This is a genomic window from Actinomyces israelii DSM 43320 (assembly GCF_000711965.1).
Classification (GTDB): Bacteria; Actinomycetota; Actinomycetes; order Actinomycetales; family Actinomycetaceae; genus Actinomyces; species Actinomyces israelii.
Genome location: NZ_KL544003.1, coordinates 96,267 through 116,359, shown reverse-complemented (window position 1 = coordinate 116,359; position 20,093 = coordinate 96,267). Strand labels below are relative to the sequence as shown.

Sequence of the window (20,093 nt, the reverse complement as noted above, 5' to 3'; positions counted from 1 at the left end):
ACGCCAGTGAGATCCTCACGTGTGCGTCACCCCCGGGGGCGACTCGGGTCCCGGGGCGACCTGGACGGACAGCAGCGCATCGATCTCGTCGCGCCGCGGCGAGCGCGCCGGGCCCAGGCGGCTGACGGCCTCGGCCGCGGCGGCGTTGGCGCGGCGGGCGGCGGCGACGACGTCGAGCCCGTCCATGAGGCCGGCGACCAGGACGCCGGTGTGGGTGTCGCCGGCGCCGGTGGTGTCCAGGACGTCCCGGGCGAATCCGGGCACCTCGATCATGTCGCCGCGCGCGGGCCACAGGACGCAGCCGTGCACCCCGGTGCGCCGCACGATCAGGGCGTCGGGGGCGGCCCGGCGCATGGCCGCCGGGCTGCCGAGACGAGCGGACAGCTGCGTGATCTCGAGGTGGTTGCCGGTCAGCAGGTTGGTGCGTCGCAGAAGCGGATCAATGATGGGGCCCGGGATCTCGGGCTCGACGGGCCCCAGATCCGCAATGAGGCTGACGCCGGTGGGCAGGGCGAGGAGCCACTCGGCGAGCACGTCCCGGGAGGTGGAGTGGGCCAGGTCGTAGCCCGTGGTGTAGACCCAGTCGCCCGGTATGAGCTCGAGACGGTCCAGGTCCTCCCGCTGGGGCTCGGCCTCGACCCCCTCGGTGGTGATGAAGGTGCGCCGCCCGGAGGGCTCGATGAGGGTGGTGCAGGTGCCGATGTCGCCGACGAGCTCCTCGACGACGAGCTCGACTCCGTCGGTCATCATGGTCTCGCGCACCTGGGCGGAGTTCGGGCCGGTGCCCAGCGTGGCGGCCAGGGCGGCGGGCACGCCCTGGCGGGCGACGGCGGACACGACCGTGTACCCCCCGCCGACGGCGGGGCCGGAGGACGTGGCGGTGACGGCGCCGCCGGGCGCGGGGACGCGGCCGACGCGGAGCGGAAGGTCCATCAGGACGCTCCCGGTGGAGATGAAGCACGGCGGGCGGCGCATGCTCGGCGGGCTCATACCCTCATCCCCTCATCAGGCCTCGATGACGACGGGCACGATCATGGGCCGGCGGCGCAGGCGGCGCCCGATCCACCGCCCCAGCGCGCGGCGCATGGCCTGCTGGAGGGAGCGGGCGTCGGCGTTGCCCTTGTCGAGGGCCGCCTGGAGCGCGGTGGTGACGTCGGGCAGGACGTCCTCGAAGACGGAGTCGTCCTCGGCCATGCCCCGGGCCTGGATGTCCGGACCGGCGAGGATGGTGCCGGTCTTGGTCTCGACGACGGCGTAGACGGACACGAAGCCCTCCTCCGCCAGGATGCGGCGGTCCTTGAGCTCGGTCTCGTCGATCTCCCCGACAGAGGCCCCGTCGACGTAGACGTAGCCGCAGGGCACCGCCCCGGCGATGCGGGCGCGCCCGTCGAGCAGGTCGACGACGACGCCGTCCTCGGCGAGCATAATGCTCTCGGGGGCGATCCCGGTCTTGACGGCCAGGGCACCGTTGGCCACGAGGTGGCGGACCTCCCCGTGGATCGGCATGACGTTGCGGGGCCCCACAATGTTGTAGACGTGCAGCAGCTCCTCGCTCGAGGCGTGGCCGGAGACGTGGACCTTGGCGTTGCCCTGGTGGACGACGCGCGCGCCCAGGCGCATGAGCTGGTTGATGACGCGGTTGACGGAGTTCTCGTTGCCCGGGATGAGGGATGAGGCGAAGATGACGGTGTCGCCGGGCTCCAGGGTGATGCTGCGGTGCTCGCCGTGGGCCATGCGCGACAGGGCCGCCATGGGCTCGCCCTGGGACCCTGTGGCCATGAGGACGCGCCCGTCGGGGGGCAGGGAGGACACGTCCTTGGCGTCGATGAGCACGCCGTCGGGGACCTTGAGGTAGCCGCGCTCGGCTGCGATGCTCATGTTGCGCACCATCGAGCGGCCCACGAGGGCCACGCGGCGCCCGTGGAGCGCGGCGGCGTCCAGGACCTGCTGGACGCGGTGGACGTGGCTGGAGAACGAGGCCACGATGATCTGCTGGTCCGACTCGGCGAAGACGCTGTCGAGCACGGGACCGATCTGGTTCTCGTGGCCGATCATGCCGGGGACCTCGGCGTTGGTGGAGTCCACGCAGAACAGGTCCACGCCCTCGTCGCCGAAGCGCGCGAAGGACCGCAGGTCGGTGATGCGCCCGTCGATGGGAAGGGAGTCGATCTTGAAGTCCCCGGTGATCAGCGCGTTGCCCGCGTCGGTGCGGATCATGACCGCCATGGCGTCGGGAATGGAGTGGTTGACGGCGACGAACTCCAGGTCGAAGGGGCCGTAGGAGACCGCCTCGTGCTCGGCGACCACGCGCAGGGCGGGGCGGATGCGGTGCTCCTTGAGCTTGGCCTCGACAAAGGCGAGGGTGAGCGCGGAGCCGACCAGCGGGATGTCGTCGCGCAGCCGCAGCAGGTAGGGCACGCCCCCGATGTGGTCCTCGTGGCCGTGGGTCAGGACCAGGGCGACGACGTCGTCGAGACGGTCCTCGATGTAGCTGAAGTCGGGCAGGATGAGATCGACACCGGGCTGGTCCTCCTCGGGGAACAGAACGCCGCAGTCGACAATGAGCAGCTCGCCATCGACCTCGAAGACGGTCATGTTGCGGCCGACCTCTCCCAGTCCCCCCAAGGGCACGATGCGCATCGCGCCGTCGGGAACCGGACCGGGAGCCTTGAGCGTCGGGAAGTTCGTCACGCCACGCATTCTAGATGAGTGGAACCGGAGCCCGGTGCGCCCCCTGAGCGGGTGCGGCGGCAGGCGGGCGCAGACGACGAGTGCCCGACCGCAGCAGCGGCCGGGCACGGAAAGCGAGAGCAGCGATAAGTACCCCGTACCGGATTTGAACCGGTGCTGCCGCCGTGAGAGGGCGGTGTCCTGGGCCGCTAGACGAACGGGGCCCGATCAGTGAGGATGCGAAGCATCTTCCTGACTCGTACCCCGTACCGGATTTGAACCGGTGCTGCCGCCGTGAGAGGGCGGTGTCCTGGGCCGCTAGACGAACGGGGCGCGGTGTATGCACTTGTAATGGGAGAGACCACTCGGCCGGCCGAGCCCGGACCGGGAGATGAACCGAACCGTCCGGCTCTCCGCTGGGGTACCAGGACTCGAACCTAGAATGGATGAACCAGAATCACCTGTGTTGCCAATTACACCATACCCCAGTGCTGGCGCGCTTCGAGACGCCGGGGCCCCGGAGCAGCGGGAGACAATCTACACGCAGGCCCTCCCGCCGACAAACCCGGACGGCGTGAGTGCGCCCACACCAGCGCTCGCCGGTCTCGGCGGCCGAGCGGCCGGATCGCCCCGCCCCGAGTGCGGCGGCCCCGGTCGAGCCGCTCACCGGCGGATCAGCCCAGCTGGTCCCGCAGGGCGCGCAGCCGCGTCAGCGAGGCGGGGCCCCCCAGGATCTCCATGGACTCGAACAGGGGCGGGGAGACCTGGCGCCCGGTGATCGCCACGCGCAGCGGACCGAAGGCGAGGCGGGGCTTGATGCCCTCGCCGCCGGGCATTCCCCGGCCCTCGACGATGGCGGCCCGCAGGACCTCCTCCAGCCCGGCCGCCCTCCACTGGTCCTCGGCGAGCCCCTCCAGGGCCCCGATGCCCGCCTCCAGGACGTCGGCGGCCGAGTCCTTGAGCCTGCGCACGGCCCTGTCGTCGATGACGAGGTCGTCGTCGGCCACGAAGAGGAAGCCGAGCATGTCCCGGCTCTCGCGCAGCAGCTGGATGCGGGTCTGGATGAGGGGCGCGGCGGCGGACAGGATCTCCTGCTCCCGGGCGGTGAGCGCCTCGAAGGAGGCGGCCGAGACCAGGGGCTCGGCGGGCGCCCGGCCGGTGGGGTCGGGGAGGGCGTCGGCGAGGTAGGGCACCAGGCGGTCACGGAAGTCGGCCTCTGCCAGCGCGCGCACCTGCTCGGCGTTGATGGCCTCGCACTTGCGGGGATCGAATCGAGCCGGGTTGGGGTTGACGTGCGTCACGTCGAAGGCCTCGACCATCTCGGCGGCGGAGAAAACGTCCCGGTCGGCGCTCAGGGACCAGCCCAGCAGCGCCAGGTAGTTCAGCAGGCCCTCGGGGATCATGCCGCGGTAGCGGTGGATGAGGAGGTTGGACTGCGGGTCGCGCTTGGAGAGCTTCTTGTTGCCCTCCCCCATGACGTAGGGCAGGTGGCCGAACTCGGGCACGGCCCGCGCGCGGCCGATGGCGATCAGGGCGCGGTACAGGGCGATCTGGCGCGGTGTGGAGGACAGCAGGTCCTCCCCGCGCAGCACGTGGGTGATGCCCATGGCGGCGTCGTCGACGGGGTTGACCAGGGTGTAGAGCGGGTCCCCGCCGGCGCGCACGACGACGTAGTCGGGCACGCTGCCGGCCCTGAAGGTGATGGGGCCGCGCACCAGGTCGGTGAAGGCGATGTCCTCCTCCGGCATGCGCATGCGCAGCACGGGGCGGCGGCCCTCGGCGCGGAAGGCGTCCCTCTGCTCGTCGGTGAGGTGGCGGTCGTACCCGTCGTAGCCGAGCCGGGGGGGCTCGCCCTTGGCCCGGTGACGGGCCTCGATCTCCTCGGGGGTGGAGAAGGACTCGTACAGGTAGCCGGCCTGAAGCAGCTCGGAGGCGATCTGCCTGTACAGGTCCATGCGCTGGGACTGACGGTAGGGCTCGTGGGGTCCGCCCCTGCCGACTCCCTCGTCCCAGTCCAGGCCGAGCCAGGTCAGGGAGTCGATAATGGCGTCGAAGGACTCCTCGGAGTCGCGGGCCGCGTCGGTGTCCTCGATGCGGAAGACGAAGGTGCCCCCGGTGTGGCGGGCCCAGGCCCAGTTGAACAGGCAGGTGCGGACCATGCCCACGTGCGGGGCGCCCGTGGGCGAGGGGCAGAAGCGGACGCGCACCGGGCTGGACCCGGGGGCGGGCGGGGCGGCCGCCGTGGCTGCGGCGGAGGGGGTGTTCTCACTCATAGTGGCGCAAGCCTAACGGCAGGATCCCTCCGCTCCGGCGACCCGCCCCGCCGTGGTGGGCGGCGCCGCCCCTTTCACCGAGATCGGTTCACTTCCGCGCCGAGATCGGTTCACGGAGCCCGGCGGGGGCTCACGCCCCGGAGGGGCCCGCCAGTCGAGTCCCCTTGATGCTGACGCCTGCCTCGGCGTACGCATCGGGGAGGATCACCGCGTTCCGGCCCCCGCGGACCTGGTAGATGAGCTGCGCCTGCGCCAGGGACCCGTCCAGGCTCTCGTAGGGATAGCTCAGCGGGGACTGACCGGCTCCGGCCAGCCAGTAGCTGCCGTTGACCCCGCGGTAGGGGTGCTCCCTCATCCGCCGGGTCACGTCGGCGTAGTCGCGCGGGTGCCCGGCGTCGAGCCATGAGCGCACGAGCATGCTCACCGCGTCGAAGTGGACCCCGGCCTGGGAGTGGCCGGGCCACCGCCCGTAGGAGGACATCATCTCCCTGCGGAACCGCTGCCCGAGCGCATCGTGGTAGGTCCCCGTCTGAGTCGACCAGACCAGTCCCTCGACCAGGGCGGCGTTGTCCTCGACGAATCCGGCGAGCGAGGGCGTGAAGAGGGAGAACACGAGAGGCCGTCGCGCCTCACCGGTGAACGACGTCAGCACATCCACCAGGAGCTGCTCGTCGAGGAAGGAGGCGCAGACCACAATGTCCGGATCGAGCCGGTCAAGCTCCGCGACGATGTGGGAGCGCTCCGCGGCGTCGCAGAGGGACTGCCCCCGCCCGACGGTGAGGAGGCCGATGCCCCTGTCGCACAGGCGGTCGGCAGTGTACGGCCCCAAGACGTCCATCCCCGGGGGCGGCTCGATGAGAGCGAGCCGCCGTCCCCGCAGGCCGACGCCGTGAGCGGCCTCCACGTGGTCGAGAAGGCTCAGGATCCCCGGCCCGTAGAGCTCGTCGCCCGCGCATATGTGGAAGATGTTCCCGAGCAGCCCCGGGTTGTCCGCGACGTTGTCGATGGCCAGCCGGGAGGTCGACGCGTGGATCACGGGCACCTCGGTCTCCCCTGCGGCCCTGAGGAACCTCTCGGTATTGGGGTAGTCGAGGTTGTAGCCCAGCAGCACGGCGTCAACCCCCATCCCCCGCAGCCTCGCAAGCGCCTCGGTCATGCTGGCGCTGTCGAAGACGTCGCAGCTGACGACCAGGTGCTCGATCGGGGTGCCGTGCACTCCTCCGCGGGCGTTGCGGCTGCGGATGGCCAGCTCGGCGCCCTGGAGCATGTCGAGGGCCTCCCCCGGCAGCTGCTGGGGAATGATCGAGCCGATGCGCAGAGGCGTCCTCTCCCAGGGGCGTTCACGGGTCGGGGGCGGGACGCCCCGACCGGACACGGCCCGCCCCCTCCCGCCGGCGGGCCCGGCCCCGCGCCGCTGCCGGTCCCACTGGCTCCTGAGCCGGCAGATGTCGAGGCCGGGGAGCTCGTCGTCCCCCGGAACGACGTCGATGAGCCGCAGGCCGTGCTCGACCGCCACGACGGTGGCCAGAGTCCGGTTCGTCACGCCCAGCCGGGTGAAGAGGTCCTCGACATGGGCGCCCACCGTCTTGAGGCGGATGCCGAGCCCGGCACCGATCTCCTGGTTCGTCAGGCCGAAGGACAGCAGCGTGAGGACCTCGAGCTGCCTCGGGGTCAGTCCCCAGGGGATCGGAGCGTCGCGGACCGTCAGCTCCCTGACCCCCTCAGCGCAGTCGGCCTCGCCGACTCGGACCGCGAGCGCCCCCGACGGCCCGCATCGGCACATGAAGCTCACCGGGCCGAGATCGAGCCTCAGCGCAGCGCGGGCGATGTCCACGACAACGGGACGGACAAGACGATGAGGGTCGCAGAGCACCGTGCACGAGTCCTCGCGGACCAGGGCCTCGCCGCGCCGCTCCGGGTGGCCCGCTCCTCCCCTCGCCCCGGAGGGAGCCGATGCGCCGACGCCCATCGTCCTTCATCCTCGTCGATCCTCAAGCAGCCGTTCGCGTGGGCCGCCGCCGATCCGCCCGAGCGCCGCGCCGTCACGGGGCCGACGTCGGCTCCCGCTGGCCGCAGCGTCTCGGGAGCGAGCATATCGACCGGCTGGGCGACGGCGCCCGCAGGGCGCGCGGACGGCGAGCGGGATGACGCGAGGCGCGCTCACGGCGCCTCCCCGGCGAAGGTCGGGTGGTAGACCTCGAGATCGTTGGTGCAGGGGTTGCCGAGGCAGACGTGCGCCGTGAGGTCCTTGAGGTCGTAGATCACAGAGGCGACCGTCATCAGGCGGGCCATGGGCTCCTGACTCTCGTCCGGATGCCGGCAGATGCCGTTGGGGTGCAGGAGCCCATGGGTCTGGGAGATGCGGTGCAGAGAGGCGACGTCCAACGAGCCGGAGGCCTCCTGGAGCATCCCGGACAGGACTCGCACGCGCTCGGGGCCGTCGGGGATCTCGACGGCCCCGAGGTCCTCGAAGGGGACCTCGCAGACGAAGCAGTTGGAGTGCCCGATGACGCCGCGGACGGGATCGATGCGCGAGACCCCGCCCGGCGACCCCGGCCAGGTCTCGATCGACAGGCCGCGCCCGGCGGCGTCGGCCACCATGTAGTTCGCCGACGCGGAGCGCCGCGCCCGGGCGAGAAGGTCCTCGACCTCCTCGAGGGCGGCGCAGCTCAGGATGCTGCGGAGCAGGACGTGGTAGGGGACCCCGGCCTCCCCCCTGTCGTAGGGGGAGATCAGGGTGTTCGTGGTCAGGCCGATGCCGGCGGAGCTGAGTCCCGTCTTCGCCAGGAGCCCCGCCTCGACGATCGTGATGTAGGCGGGCGCGTCCGGCCCCTGCCTGACGTCCAGGAGGACGGTGGTGCTCAGGCAGTCGGGCTTCCAGTCCCAGTTCTGCCCGAGCAGGACCCTGCCCCCACGGGCGGCCTGCGGCCCGGCGAAGAAGGACGTGCACTCGGCCGCGGGTGCGGCCTTGAGCCCGAACATGATCTCGGAGCGGACGTTGAGGGCGAGGATGTCGTCTCGGCCGGTGCCTGCGCCGTCGGCGATGCCGTCGATCTCGGCGAGAATGTCGGGGTCGAAGCCGCCGATGACGGGCCGGAACGCCTCTGCGTGCTTGACGACGCGCGGCCACTCCAGGCTGGCGTAGTGCTCGAAGATGCGCCCGTAGAGCCGGAGGGAACGGTCGATCCACTCCCGGGCCTTGTATCCGATGGCCCGGCCCCGCCGGTAGGGGTCGGCCTCGTCCACGGTGATGATGGGCGGTAGCGCCATGGTTCCTCCTCGGGGATGGCGGGGAGGCGGACCGGATCCGCCTCCCCGCACGGCTGGTCGTGTCGGTCAGGCGGCCTGGAACGGGTTCCTGGCCTTCCAGTTCTGCGCGGCCTCGAGGCAGGTCGTGAACGCGAAGCCGTGCTCGCGGGCGCGGCGAATCATGCGCTCGACCACGCGGATGCGCGCCCCGCGGCCGATGACCTGCGGGTGGAAGCACATGACGTAGACGCCGTCCTCGACCTCCTCGGCCATGAAGTCCATGTCGGCCAGCCACATGGACTCGCACTTCCTGGGGTCGTTGAGGCCCTCGATGGTCAGTCCTCTGCCCAGGACGAACTCCATCTGCGGGAAGTCGTCGAGCGTCCAGGAGAAGGGGAGGCCGACAAGGGGGACCCTGGTGCCGAACGTGATGGAGCCGTCGGCCCCCAGCTCGTCGTTCTCACGGCACCAGTAGGGCGTGAAGTCGTCGGCGCACATGGTCGCGTCGTAGACGAAGCCCTCCTCCCTGAGCAGGCGGATCGAGTTCGGGGACAGGTCCGAGGCGGGCGAGCAGTAGCCGTAGGGCCGGTAGCCGTCGAGGTGGCGCTCCATCGCGTCGATGCCGCGCAGAAGCTCCTCGCGCTCCTCCGCCTCGGTCATCGGCACGGGGCTGACGTGACGGTACCCGTGGTGGGCGAACTCGTGCCCGTCCCCGCGGATCTCCTTGCAGACCTCGGGGAAGGTGTCGACCGTCAGACCCGGGGTGAAGAAGGTCGCCCGGACTCGCTCGCGGCGCAGAACCTTGAGGATTCGCGGGACGCCGACGCGTGCGCCGAACTCGCCCCGGGAGGCCGTCGAGGGCGAGGTCACCCCGAACATGCCCGGGTAGAGGCTCACCGCGTCGAAGTGGAAGGTCAAGCAGATGGTGCCGGCCATGGGAATCACTCCTTTGTCGTCACGTGGCGGACACCCATGACGTTACGCGGCTCACACCCGCATGACATCGGGTGAATACCCTAGATGAGTGATTCCAACGGAGCGTGGAGCAAACTGGCGTCAACCGCGGTTGACGCCGTGGGCGTTCCGGCGCGCTCCGGCCCGCAGTGCCCGGCGGCCGTGCCTGCCAGGCCGGAGCCGATCGTCTCGCCGGCTGACCGACTGGCTCCGGGGCGGGAGAAGTGATCGTCCCGCCCAGCAGGCGCTCGGCGGGCACCCCGTCGGACTCCTCGGACCGATCTCGGCGAACGGGACCGCGACCCGCGGGGCCGGGCCCGCGGCCCCGCTCCCTCCGGGCGGGCGGCGCTCCACGGCCCGGATAGGCTGGCGCCCATGACCGACGCCGCCCCGACCGCCTCCGCCGCCCCGCACGACGACCTCGTCCGCGCCTTCGACGCCCTGACGCCCGAGGTCATGCGCAGCCGCGGCTCGCTGAAGTGGACGCAGTACGACGGCGACGTCATCGGGGCGTGGGTGGCCGAGATGGACCTGGGCACCGCGCCCGCCGTGGCGGAGGTCCTGCGCCGCGCCGTCGAGGACGGCACCCTGGGCTACATGCCGACGGGCGTGGGCGAGGCGGCCCGCGAGGCCGTCGCCGCCTTCCACGAGCAGGCCTTCGGCTGGCGGGTGCCGGTGGAGGACGTGAGCCTGCTGCCCAACGTCCTCTCGGCGCTGGGGGCCGTCGTCGAGCACCATACCCGGCCGGGGTCCGCGGTGATCGTCCCGACTCCGGCCTACATGCCGTTCCTGTCGATCCCGGGCCGCCACGGCCGCGAGTGCGTCCAGGTCCCGGCGCGCCGCGGGCGCGACGCCGCGGGGCGCCCTGTCTGGGAGCTCGACCTGGGCCGCATCGAGGCGGCCATGGCCGGCGGCGCGGGCCTGCTGGTGCTGTGCAACCCGTGGAACCCGGTGGGGCGGGTCCTGCCCCCGGCCGAGCTCGACGCCGTGGCGGCGCTGTCGTCCCGCTACCGGGTGCCGGTCTTCGCCGACGAGATCCACTCCCCGCTCGTCCTGGATCCCGCGGCGGCCCACACGCCCTACGCCTCGCGGCCGGCGGCCGAGGCCGACCTGACCTTCACGGCGACCGCCGTGTCCAAGGGCTGGAACATCCCGGGTCTCATGTGCGCCCAGCTCATCGCCTCCGGCGGCGCCAGGGCGGCGTGGGAGGCATCCGCCCTCAGCGCGCACCTGGCCGACGAGGCGGCGGCCCTGGGGGCGCGGGCGGCCGTCGCCGCCCTGACGCCCGGGGGCATGGCCTGGAACCGGGCGGTCCGCGACTACGTCCGGGGCAATGCCGAGCTGGTGGCCGAGGCGCTGTCGGGCGTCGAGGGGGTGGAGCTGACCGCGCCCACGGGCACCTACCTGGGCTGGCTGGACTGCTCGGGCCTGGATCTGGAGGGGGAGGCGCCGGCGCGGTTCTTCCGCCGGGAGCCGGGCGTCGCCATGAGTCCGGGCGCCGCCTTCGGGCGGGGGTACGAGCGCTTCTGCCGCCTCAACCTGGCCACGGGCCGGGGCATCGCCGTCCAGATCGCCCGGCGCCTGGCCGGGGCGGTCGGCGCGCTCCGGGCCTGAGGCCGCCGGACCCGCCGGCCTCAGCGGCGCATGACGGGGTTGGAGAAGGAGCCGATGCCCTCGACCTCGACCTCGACGCGCTGCCCGGCCCGGATCTCGCCAACGCCCGCGGGCGTGCCGGTCAGGACGACGTCGCCCGGCAGGAGGGTGAAGATCCCCGACACGTAGGCGACGAGCTCGGGCGCTGAGCGGATCATGTCGCGCGTCGAGCCCTCCTGGACGACGGCGCCGTCGACGCGGGCGCGCACCATCGTGTCGTCCGGGTCGAAGCCGCCGTCACCGGGCTCAAGGACCTCGATCCACGGCCCCAGGGGGCAGGAGGTGTCGAAGGCCTTGGCCCGGGTCCAGGTGGCGTCCTCGCGCTGGCGGTCCCGGGCGGAGACGTCGTTGGCGGCCGTGTACCCCAGGATCACGCGGGGCGCCTCGGCGGGGGCGAGGTCCTTGGCCACCGACTTGATGACGACGGCCAGCTCGGCCTCGTAGTGGACCTCCTCGGACCAGGGCGGCAGGAGGATCGGCGAGTCGGGGCCGACGACGGCCGTGTTGGGCTTGAGGAAGACGATCGGCTCGGCCGGTGGCCGGCCCCCCATCTCCTCGGCGTGGGCGGCATAGTTCTTGCCGATGCCCACCACCTTGGAGCGCGGGATGACCGGTGAGACGAGCCGGGCCTCGTCGAGGGGCACGACCTCGCCCATGGCCTCGGGCGGGGTGTAGAGGGGGTCGCCCCTCAGGACGATGAGGTGCCCCCGGCTGCCCCCCGAGGGAGCGGGGTCATCGTCCGGCAGGCCCTCGACGATCCCGTAGCGGAACTCGTCGCCGGTGGAGAAGCGCGCGATCTTCATGGGGGAAGCGTAGAGGATCGGCGCCGCGGCGCCGGACGGCCGAGACGGCGCGGGGCGGGCGCCTCTGCACGCTACTGCTGGACGTACTGCGGGTCCCGCTGCCCGCCGTCGGCCGCCGGCTCGATCCGCCCGGCGCCGGCCCTGCTCCACACGTCGCCGGGCAGGGCGCCCGGCAGGTGCGGGTTGTTCTCGGCGACGAACCGGATCTCGCTGATCTCCCCGGCGTCCAGACGCCGTTTCTGGTCCTCCCAGTCGGCCAGGGCCCCGAAGGCCCACCTGCCCAGCACAATGATCGCCACGATGTTGATGATCGCCATGAGGCCCATGACGACGTCGGACAGGTTCCACACGAAGGTCAGCGACGCCACCGCCCCGATCCCAGTGGCCACCACGATCATGGCGCGCAGGGCGTAGTGCCTGTGCCCCGTGCCCCGCAGAAAGTCCATGTTGACCTGGGCGTAGGTGTAGTTGCCCAGCAGGGAGGAGTAGGCGAAGACGAAGATGATGACGGCCATGAGGTACTCGGTCCAGCCGCCCAGGACCGCGCCGATCGAGGAGGACGTCAGGGTCGATGCGGCGTCCTTGGCGGGGCCCTCGCCCATCTCGAGCGTGCCCTCGGGCGTGTAGACCCCGGAGAGCAGCACGATGAGGGCGGTCGCGGTGCACACGACGATGGTGTCGACGAACACGCCCAGGGACTGCACGAGGCCCTGCTGGACCGGGTGGGCGACGGTGGCGGTGGCCGCGGCGTTGGGGACCGAGCCCTCGCCCGCCTCGTTGGAGAACAGGCCCCGCTTGATGCCGTTGAGCGCCGCGGCGGTGAACCCGCCCGCGAGGCCCGCGAAGGCCTGGTTGAGCCCGAAGGCGCCCTCGACAATGCTCGCCAGCGCGGCGGGGATGGCGTGCGCGTTGAGCAGGAGCACAGTGACCGCCAGAAGGGCGTAGACGCCGGCCATGATCGGGGCCATCCACTCGGCGATCCTCGCCACGACCGTGATGCCCCCGAAGACGATGGGGGCCGTCATGAGGATCAGGATGACCGCGGTGCACCAGGGCGGCACGCCGAAGGTGCCCTTCATGACCCCGGAGATGGCATTGGCCTGGGTGGCCTCGTAGGCGAAGCCGAAGACGAAGGTGATGACGACGGCGAAGACGCCCGCCCACCACTTCGATCCCAGGCCGCGGCTGATGTAGTAGGCGGGGCCGCCGCGGAAGGTGCCCTCGGGGTGGCGGATCTTGTACATCTGGGCCAGGGTCGCCTCGATGAATCCGGTGGCCATGCCCACGATCGCCACGACCCACATCCAGAACACGGCCCCGGGGCCTCCCATGGTGATGGCCAGGGCGACGCCCACGATGTTGCCGGTGCCCACCCGCGACGCCAGGCCGATGGTGAAGGCCTGGAAGGAGGAGATGCCCCCGTCACCGCCGCGGGAGCCCGCGATCGCGCGCAGCATCTGTCCGAACAGGCGCACCTGGACGCCGCGCGTGCGGATTGTGAACCAGATTCCGGCCGCGATGAGCAGCCAGGCGAGGAAGTCGCCGTACAGGTGGCCCGAGACCTGGTCGAGCAGCTCGGCTGGGCCGTCGAAGAGGCCTGCGGTCGGTGGAAGCACTGCGGGAAGCATATGGATCTCCGGTCTTGACGGGGACACACACCGCCCGCGGGGTCATGGGCGGCCAACATGCCCTCAACGTAGGCCGCCCGCGTTTCAGGAAGATATCGTCGCGCCGCCCGCCCCGGCGTCCCAGACGCCCCCGGGCAGCGGCCCGGGGAGGTGGGGGTTGCCCGTGGCGAGGAAGCGGACGGAGCCGGTGTCCCGCACGCCTGCGGCCACCTCGGCGCGCTGCGCCTCCCAGTCGCGCAGGGCGCCGCGCGCCCACCGGCTCAGCAGGACCAGGGCGACCAGGTTGATCAGCGCCCCCGCCCCCAGCAGGACGTCGGCCAGGGTCCACACGGTGGTCAGCGCCGCTCCCCCGCCGACGAAGGCGCACGCCACGGCGGCCGCGCGCAGCGCCCGGGCGGCCGCCGGGGCCCGGGTGAGGTAGTCCAGGCAGACCTCGGCGTAGGAGAAGGCGCCCAGGATCGTGGAGTAGGCCAGCACCACGATGAGGATGGTCATGGGCCAGGCGGTCCACCGCCCCAGGACGGAGGCGATCGCGTTCTGCGTCAGGGTGCCCGACACGTCGGCGCCGTCGGCCCCGGTCACGCCGGGGGTGTACGCCGCGCCGTCGATGCGCCCGGCGACGAGGATGGCCAGGGCGGTGGCGGTGCACACGACGATGGTGTCGACCAGCACGCCGAAGGCCTGGATGAAGCCCTGCTGCGCCGGGTGGGCGACGGTGGCGGACCCGGCGGCGCAGGCCGCGCCGCCCAGTCCCGCCTCGTTGGAGAACAGGCCGCGCCGCACCCCGTTGAGGACGGCCATCGCCACGCCCCCGGCGGTACCGGCCAGACCGGCGCGCAGGCTCAGGGCGCCCGCGACGATGTCGCCCACGGCGGAGGCGGCCTGCACGGGGTGCAGGACTATGATCACGGCGACCAGGAGCAGGTAGACGACAGCCATGGCCGGCGCCATCCACTCGGTGACGCGGGCGATGGACCGCAGCCCGCCGAGCAGCACCGGTGCGACCAGCACGACGACGATCGCGGCCCCCCACCACAGGCTCAGACCCGCCGAGTCGCCCAGGGCCGCCGTGATCGCGTTGGCCTGGACCATCGGCATGGCCAGGCCGTTGGCGATCATGAACAGGACCGCGAAGACGGCGCCGAGCGCCGGCAGGTGCAGTCCGCGGGCGATGTAGTAGGCCGGTCCGCCGCGGTAGGTGCCGTCGCCGCGGTCCACCTTGAACAGCTGGCCCAGGGTCGCCTCGGTGAAGGCCGTGGCCGTGCCCAGCAGGGCCACGAGCCACATCCAGAACACGGCGCCGGGACCGCCCAGGACCAGGGCGAGGGCGACGCCGACGATGTTGCCGGTCCCCACCCGGCAGGCCAGCCCCACGGCGAAGGCCTGGAAGGAGGAGATGCCGCCCCCGGCGCCGCTGCGCGAGCCCGCGACGGCCCGCGCGATGGAGCCCATGTGCCGCAGCTGGACTGCGCGCGTGCCGTACGTGAACCATATGCCGGCTCCGAGCAGCACCCACACCAGGGCGGTGCCGAACAGCCAGTTCGACAGGGTGGCCAGGACCGAGTCGACCGCGTCCATGGCCCCCACGGCTCACTCCCCTCCCTCGGGCTGCGGCCGCGGGGCGCCCGAGCGGCGGCCGCCGTCGTCCCCGGGCCGCGGCGCCTCCCACACGCCGTCCAGGACGTCGCCGGGCAGGTGCGGGTTGGAGTGGCCGATGAAGACCGGCTCCCGGCCGGCGGCGACCTGGGCCTCGAAGTCGCGCAGGGCGCCGAGGGCCCAGGGGGTCAGGCGCACGATGACGACGAGGTTGAGCACGCCGAGCAGCCCCAGGGCGATGTCGGTCAGCGCCCACACGATCGGCAGGGTCAGGACGGTGCCGGCGAAGGCGGCGGCGGTGAGCACGACGCCGAAGAGCTGCTCGGCGCGGCGCTCGCCCCCCAGGAAGTTCACGTTGACCTGGGAGTAGGAGTAGCAGCCCAGGACGGTGGAGAAGACGAGGACGAAGATGAGCACCACCATGGGCCAGGTGGTCCAGGCCCCGAGGTGCTCCACGACGGCCTGCTGGGTCAGGACGGCGCCGACGAGGCTGTCGTCGCCGGGCCGGTAGGTGTCGGCGGCCAGCAGGATGATGAGGCCGGTGGCGGTGCACACCAGGATCGTGTCCACGAAGACCCCGAAGGACTGAATGAGGCCCTGGCGCACGGGATGGGCCACGGTGGCGGTCCCGGCGGCGTTGGGGACGGTGCCCAGGCCGGCCTCGTTGGAGAACAGGCCGCGCCGCACCCCGTTGAGGACGGCGGCCATAATCCCCCCGGCGGTGCCGAACAGGGCCTGGTCCACGCCGAAGGCCCCCCGGACGATCTCGGACAGGACGCGCGGGAGCTCGTCGATGTTGATCAGCAGGACCAGCAGGGCGACCAGCACGTAGGCCAGGGCCATGAGCGGCGCCACGACCTCGGTGACGCGGGCGACGGACTTCAGTCCGCCCAGCACGATCGGAGCGGTCAGGAGCACGAGGGCGACGCCGACCATCCAGGGGGCGACCTCGGGCACGGTGGCGCTGACGACGCCCGCCAGGGAGTTGGTCTGCACCATGACGACGGTCACCCCGACGCTGACGATGCACAGGCCGGCGAAGACCGCCCCCCAGGCCCTGGACCCCAGGCCGTTCGTGATGTAGTAGGCGGGCCCGCCCTGGAAGGTGAAGTCCCTGCCGCGCTGCTTGAAGATCTGGGCGAGGGTGGACTCCGTGAAGGCGGTGGCCATGCCGATGACGGCGACCACCCACATCCAGAACAGGGCGCCCGGCCCGCCGGCGACGACGGCCAGGGCCACTCCCGCGACATTGCCGATGCCGACGCGCGCGGCCAGCCCGACGGCGAAGGCCTGGAAGGAGGAGATGCCGCCGTGCGCGCCGGAGCGGGAGACGGTGATGCTGCGCATCATGGTGCCGAAGTGGCGCACCTGGATGCCGCGGGTGCGCGCGGTGAAGTACAGGCCGACGGCGATCAGCAGGGCTGAGAGCACATAGGTGTAGAAGCCGTCGTCGACGGCGCCCAGGACGGCCTCGACGTCGGCCGCGGACAGGGCCCGGGGCGCGGGGGCGAGGGCGGCGAGCTCGGCGACGGAGGCGGCGCTCATCGTTCTGCTCCTGTCGCGGCGGCCGGCTGGTTGGTCTGCGGGAGTCTTGTCACTACTGGGTTCATGAGGTTTCTCCTTGGTGGGGTCGCACCGCTGTGCGGAGGGTGCGGGGTGTGACGGGGCGGGCGGGGAGTGTCAGTCCCAGACGTCGCCGGGCACGTCGGCGGGCAGGTGCGGGTTGCCGCGGCCGCGGAAGACCGGTTCGGCGACGCCGCGGGCGCGCTGGGCCTCGTAGTCCCGCAGCGCGCCCGCGCCCCACCGGAACAGCCGCAGCAGGGCGACGAGGTTGGTCAGGGTCATCACGGCCATGGCGATGTCGACGGCGTTCCACACGACGTCGAGGGACAGGACCGCGCCGGCGGTGGCGGAGACGACCGAGACCACGCGCACGGTCCAGCTCGCCCAGCGCCTGCCACCGGTGAGGTAGTCCATGTTCACGTCGGTGTAGACGTAGGCGGCGATGATCGAGGAGTAGGCCAGGACGAAGACGAGGATCGCCATGGGCAGGACCGTCCAGCCGCCCAGCTCGTGGGAGATGGCCAGGGTGGTCAGCGTGGAGGGGTCGGCGCCCTCGGCGCCCCAGGTCTCGGGCCCGGCGATGAGGATGACGAAGGCGGTGGCGGTGCACACGATGACCGTGTCGACGAACACGCCCAGGGACTGGATGAATCCCTGCTGGACGGGGTGGGCGACGGTGGCGGTGGCCGCGGCGTTGGGGGCGGTGCCCTGACCGGCCTCGTTGGAGAACAGGCCGCGCTTGGTGCCGTTGATGACGGCGGCGAGGACGCCGCCGCCCAGGCCTCCCACCATTGGCTCGACGGCGAAGGCCGAGGAGAGGATCTGGCCGATGACGCGGATGAAGTCGCCCAGGTTCGCCAGGCAGATGATGAGGACCAGGACGATGTAGACCAGGGCCATAATCGGGGCCATCCACTCGGTGACGCGGGCCACGGCGCGGATGCCGCCGAAGACGACGACAGCGGTGAGCACGAAGACGAGGCCGGCGACCACCAGCTGGGCGGCGGTCAGGCCCCCGAACCCGGGCAGGGCGGACTCCTGCCCGCCGCCGAGGGCCGCCACCAGGGTCCCGGCCACGGCGTTGGACTGCACCGAGGTGATGACGAAGCCGCAGGTGACCAGGGTGATGGCGGCGAAGACGCCGGCCAGGGCCCTGCTCCTCATGCCCCGGGCCATGTAGAAGGCGGGGCCGCCGCGGAAGGAGCCGTCGTCGGCGCGGACCTTGAAGATCTGGGCGAGGGTCGCCTCGAAGAAGGCGGTGGCCATGCCCACCAGGGCGACCACCCACATCCAGAAGATGGCGCCGGGGCCGCCCATGAGCAGGGCGGCGGCGACGCCGAAGACGTTGCCGACGCCCACGCGGGCGGCCAGCGAGATGGCGAAGGCCTGGAAGGAGGAGATGCCGCCCCGGGCCCCGCCCCGCGAGCCGCCGACCTGCCGGACCATGCCGCCCAGGTGGCGCAGCTGGACGCCGCGGGTGGCGACGGTGAGGAACAGGCCGGTGGCGATGAGGACCCACATGGTGATGTGGACTGTGATCCAGTCGGCAATGGCCTGGAGGGAGGCGGCGAGGGAGTCCATAAGGGGACCTTTGCGCTGACGACGATGGGAACGCGCGGCATCGTCTCATACTTGACGCCCGTCGCCTCGCGGAGGGTCCCTTCGTGGAACGCCCCTGCTGTCGATCGCGCCCCGGCCCGCCCCTCCTCAGGGCAGGATGTCCTCGTAGTAGGTGCCGCGCAGGAAGCGGTTGAGCATCTTCTCCCCGGGCAGCCTGCCGTCGTTCATGGTCTTGGCGGCTGCCAGCAGGGCGCGGATGTCGTACTGGGCGGGCCAGATCGGCGGGACGTCGCGGTCCAGGTCGAGCAGCCCGTAGACGGCCATCATGGCCGTGCGCGCCGAGCCCTCCGTGGTGAAGACGCAGTCGTCGGGAGTCTCGACGAACTGGCCGAGCAGCCCGAGGTTGACGCAGCCGTCCGGGATGACCTCGGGGCGGTCGCCGGCACGGCGCGGCATGAAGAAGGACGTGATGTAGGGCATGGTGGCCAGGCGCACCTTGGTGCGCTCCTTGATCCGGCCGAACTGGTCGATGAGGCCGAAGTGGTAGCAGAGCTCCTTGAGGACCTCCTCGCCCGTGCACTCGATCATGGGCTTGCGCACGCAGTCGCCCAGGGCGTGCGGGTGCAGGCCGTAGGCCCAGGCCACGCCCCAGTCGGCCGGCTGGGCGCGGAACTGGGGCTGGCGGTTCATGGTCAGCGACAGGCACCAGCCGGAGTCCTCGGCGGTGATGATCCCTCCGGTCACCGTGCGCCCGGACAGGGGGTCGTTGCCGGTGAGGTCGCGGATCTTGCGCAGAAAGGGGTGGTCGGCGCCCATGAAGCTGAAGGAGGCGGACTCCCACACGGTCTTGCGCGGGTCGGAGCAGAACACGTCCGGGCGGCCGAAGACCGCGGACTTCCTGGCGAGATTGCGCCACAGGGTCCATGCCCCGCCGGGCCGGTCGGTGTGGAAGGGCGGGACGGTGTCCATGTCGCCGTAGCCGGTGGACTCGGTGCACGAGCCGATGGTGGCCAGGACCAGGTCCCTCTCGCCGACCTCGACCCGCTCCTCCTGGCCGTCGCCGCGGTGAAGGCGGATGGCGGTGACGGTCTTGCGGCCGGAGGTGATGGTCATCTCCAGGTCGTCCACACACGTGTCGTACTGGAAGACCACGCCCCGGTCCTTCAGCCAGCCGGTCAGCGGCACGATGAAGGACTCGAACTGGTTGTAGCGGGAGAAGCGCAGGCAGGACAGGTCGGAGAAGCCGGGGAAGTACTGGAGGAAGCGGTGCATGTACCGCTTCATCTCGGTCAGCGACTCGTACTGCTGGAAGGCGAACATCGTCTTGAACAGCGTGTAGAAGTTCGAGGCCAGGAAGTCGGCGTCGAACCAGTCCTCGATGGTCCTGCTGTAGGTCTCCTCCTCCTTGGCCATGAGGAGCTTGACGACGGCGCGCTGCCCCTTCTTGTTGATCCCCATCTTGTAGGTGTCCCGGCGGTGCCCGCGGTGGTGGATGACGCGGCAGGGGTCGATATTGGGGTCGTTCTCGTTGACGGTGCGGAACTCGTCGAGGACGGTGTAGGGGGCGGGCATCTCCAGGGCGGGGATCTCGCGCATAATGTCCCAGAAGCACTCGAAGTGCTGGCCCATCTCGCGTCCGCCGCGGGCGATGAAGCCCCGCTCGGTGTCGCCGGCGCCGTCGAAGGAGCCGCCGGGGACGGTGAGCTGTTCCAGGACAGTGATGTTCTCCCCGGGCATGCGCCCGTCGCGGACGAGGAAGGCGGCGGCGAGCAGGGCGCCGATGCCCGAGCCCACAAGGTAGGCCCTGCGCTCGGCGACATCCGCCGGCGGGGTCGGGTGGTTGTGGGTGTACAGGCCGAGGTTGTTGTGGACGAAGGGGTTGCCGTCGGGCGAGACGGGGCAGGTCCGCTGGTAGGCGCGCTCGGTTCTGGTCATGGTCTCCTCCTGGGAGCAGCCGGATGTGCCGGATGTGACTGTGTCCGTGAACGCCGGCGCGGCGAGAGTCGGGCCGGTGCGGGCACCGCCACTCTAGGACCGCGCAGCCGTCGGGTCCGGGAGGCGCCGGGCGCGCCGAGATCGGTCGAGTTCCGCACCGATCTCGACGAAGGGGGGCGAAGAGGGAGAGGGGAGAGGAGGGGGAGGAA

13 protein-coding genes and 3 tRNA genes are annotated in these 20,093 nt (G+C 71.7%); 1 reads left to right on the top strand and 15 read right to left on the bottom strand.

Annotation, left to right across the window (positions count from 1 at the left end):
* Window positions 1-15: 15 nt before the first annotated feature.
* The 9 genes from O145_RS15660 to O145_RS15620 form a co-directional block, all read right to left on the bottom strand.
* Window positions 16-975 (bottom strand): PfkB family carbohydrate kinase, encoded by a 960-nt coding sequence (locus O145_RS15660; protein ID WP_043564713.1) that lies wholly within the window; start codon window positions 973-975, stop codon window positions 16-18.
* Window positions 976-1,005: 30 nt separating this feature from the next.
* A complete protein-coding gene (locus tag O145_RS15655; protein ID WP_084682687.1) occupies window positions 1,006-2,640 on the bottom strand; it encodes a ribonuclease J in 1,635 nt (544 codons plus the stop codon).
* A gap of 181 nt (window positions 2,641-2,821) precedes the next feature.
* Window positions 2,822-2,894: transfer RNA gene (locus O145_RS15650), tRNA-Glu, on the bottom strand.
* A 36-nt stretch (window positions 2,895-2,930) separates the two neighbouring features.
* Window positions 2,931-3,003: transfer RNA gene (locus tag O145_RS15645), tRNA-Glu, on the bottom strand.
* Between the two features lie 83 nt (window positions 3,004-3,086).
* Window positions 3,087-3,158: transfer RNA gene (locus tag O145_RS15640), tRNA-Gln, on the bottom strand.
* 186 nt (window positions 3,159-3,344) lie between these two features.
* Window positions 3,345-4,943 carry a glutamate--tRNA ligase gene (gltX, locus tag O145_RS15635; RefSeq protein WP_043564650.1) on the bottom strand — a complete coding sequence of 533 codons (1,599 nt, stop codon included), beginning with the start codon at window positions 4,941-4,943 and terminating at the stop codon, window positions 3,345-3,347.
* Between the two features lie 130 nt (window positions 4,944-5,073).
* Entirely contained in the window at window positions 5,074-6,912 is a 1,839-nt protein-coding gene (locus tag O145_RS15630; RefSeq protein ID WP_043564647.1) for a LuxR C-terminal-related transcriptional regulator, read from the bottom strand.
* Window positions 6,913-7,103: 191 nt separating this feature from the next.
* A complete protein-coding gene (locus tag O145_RS15625) occupies window positions 7,104-8,213 on the bottom strand; it encodes a C45 family autoproteolytic acyltransferase/hydolase (RefSeq protein WP_052375294.1) in 1,110 nt (369 codons plus the stop codon).
* A gap of 66 nt (window positions 8,214-8,279) precedes the next feature.
* The gene (locus O145_RS15620) at window positions 8,280-9,128 is read right to left on the bottom strand and encodes a polysaccharide deacetylase family protein (RefSeq protein ID WP_043564646.1); all 849 of its coding nucleotides are present in this window, start codon (window positions 9,126-9,128) and stop codon (window positions 8,280-8,282) included.
* A 393-nt stretch (window positions 9,129-9,521) separates the two neighbouring features.
* On the opposite strand from O145_RS15620, the gene O145_RS15615 reads away from it, so the two are divergent.
* Window positions 9,522-10,760 carry a MalY/PatB family protein gene (locus O145_RS15615; RefSeq protein WP_043564644.1) on the top strand — a complete coding sequence of 413 codons (1,239 nt, stop codon included), beginning with the start codon at window positions 9,522-9,524 and terminating at the stop codon, window positions 10,758-10,760.
* 20 nt (window positions 10,761-10,780) lie between these two features.
* Here the strand turns inward: O145_RS15615 and O145_RS15610 are convergent, their stop codons facing one another.
* From O145_RS15610 to O145_RS15585, 6 genes are all read right to left on the bottom strand, one after another.
* Window positions 10,781-11,602 (bottom strand): fumarylacetoacetate hydrolase family protein, encoded by an 822-nt coding sequence (locus O145_RS15610; RefSeq protein ID WP_043564642.1) that lies wholly within the window; start codon window positions 11,600-11,602, stop codon window positions 10,781-10,783.
* Window positions 11,603-11,673: 71 nt separating this feature from the next.
* Window positions 11,674-13,230 (bottom strand): alanine/glycine:cation symporter family protein, encoded by a 1,557-nt coding sequence (locus O145_RS15605; RefSeq protein WP_043564640.1) that lies wholly within the window; start codon window positions 13,228-13,230, stop codon window positions 11,674-11,676.
* Between the two features lie 84 nt (window positions 13,231-13,314).
* A complete protein-coding gene (locus tag O145_RS15600) occupies window positions 13,315-14,808 on the bottom strand; it encodes an alanine/glycine:cation symporter family protein (protein WP_043564711.1) in 1,494 nt (497 codons plus the stop codon).
* A 12-nt stretch (window positions 14,809-14,820) separates the two neighbouring features.
* Complete coding sequence (locus O145_RS15595) at window positions 14,821-16,371, bottom strand: alanine/glycine:cation symporter family protein (RefSeq protein ID WP_052375291.1); 1,551 nt, start codon at window positions 16,369-16,371, stop codon at window positions 14,821-14,823.
* A 135-nt stretch (window positions 16,372-16,506) separates the two neighbouring features.
* Complete coding sequence (locus O145_RS15590; protein ID WP_043564638.1) at window positions 16,507-17,970, bottom strand: alanine/glycine:cation symporter family protein; 1,464 nt, start codon at window positions 17,968-17,970, stop codon at window positions 16,507-16,509.
* A gap of 126 nt (window positions 17,971-18,096) precedes the next feature.
* Entirely contained in the window at window positions 18,097-19,884 is a 1,788-nt protein-coding gene (locus O145_RS15585; protein ID WP_043564636.1) for an oleate hydratase, read from the bottom strand.
* Between the last annotated feature and the right edge of the window lie 209 nt (window positions 19,885-20,093).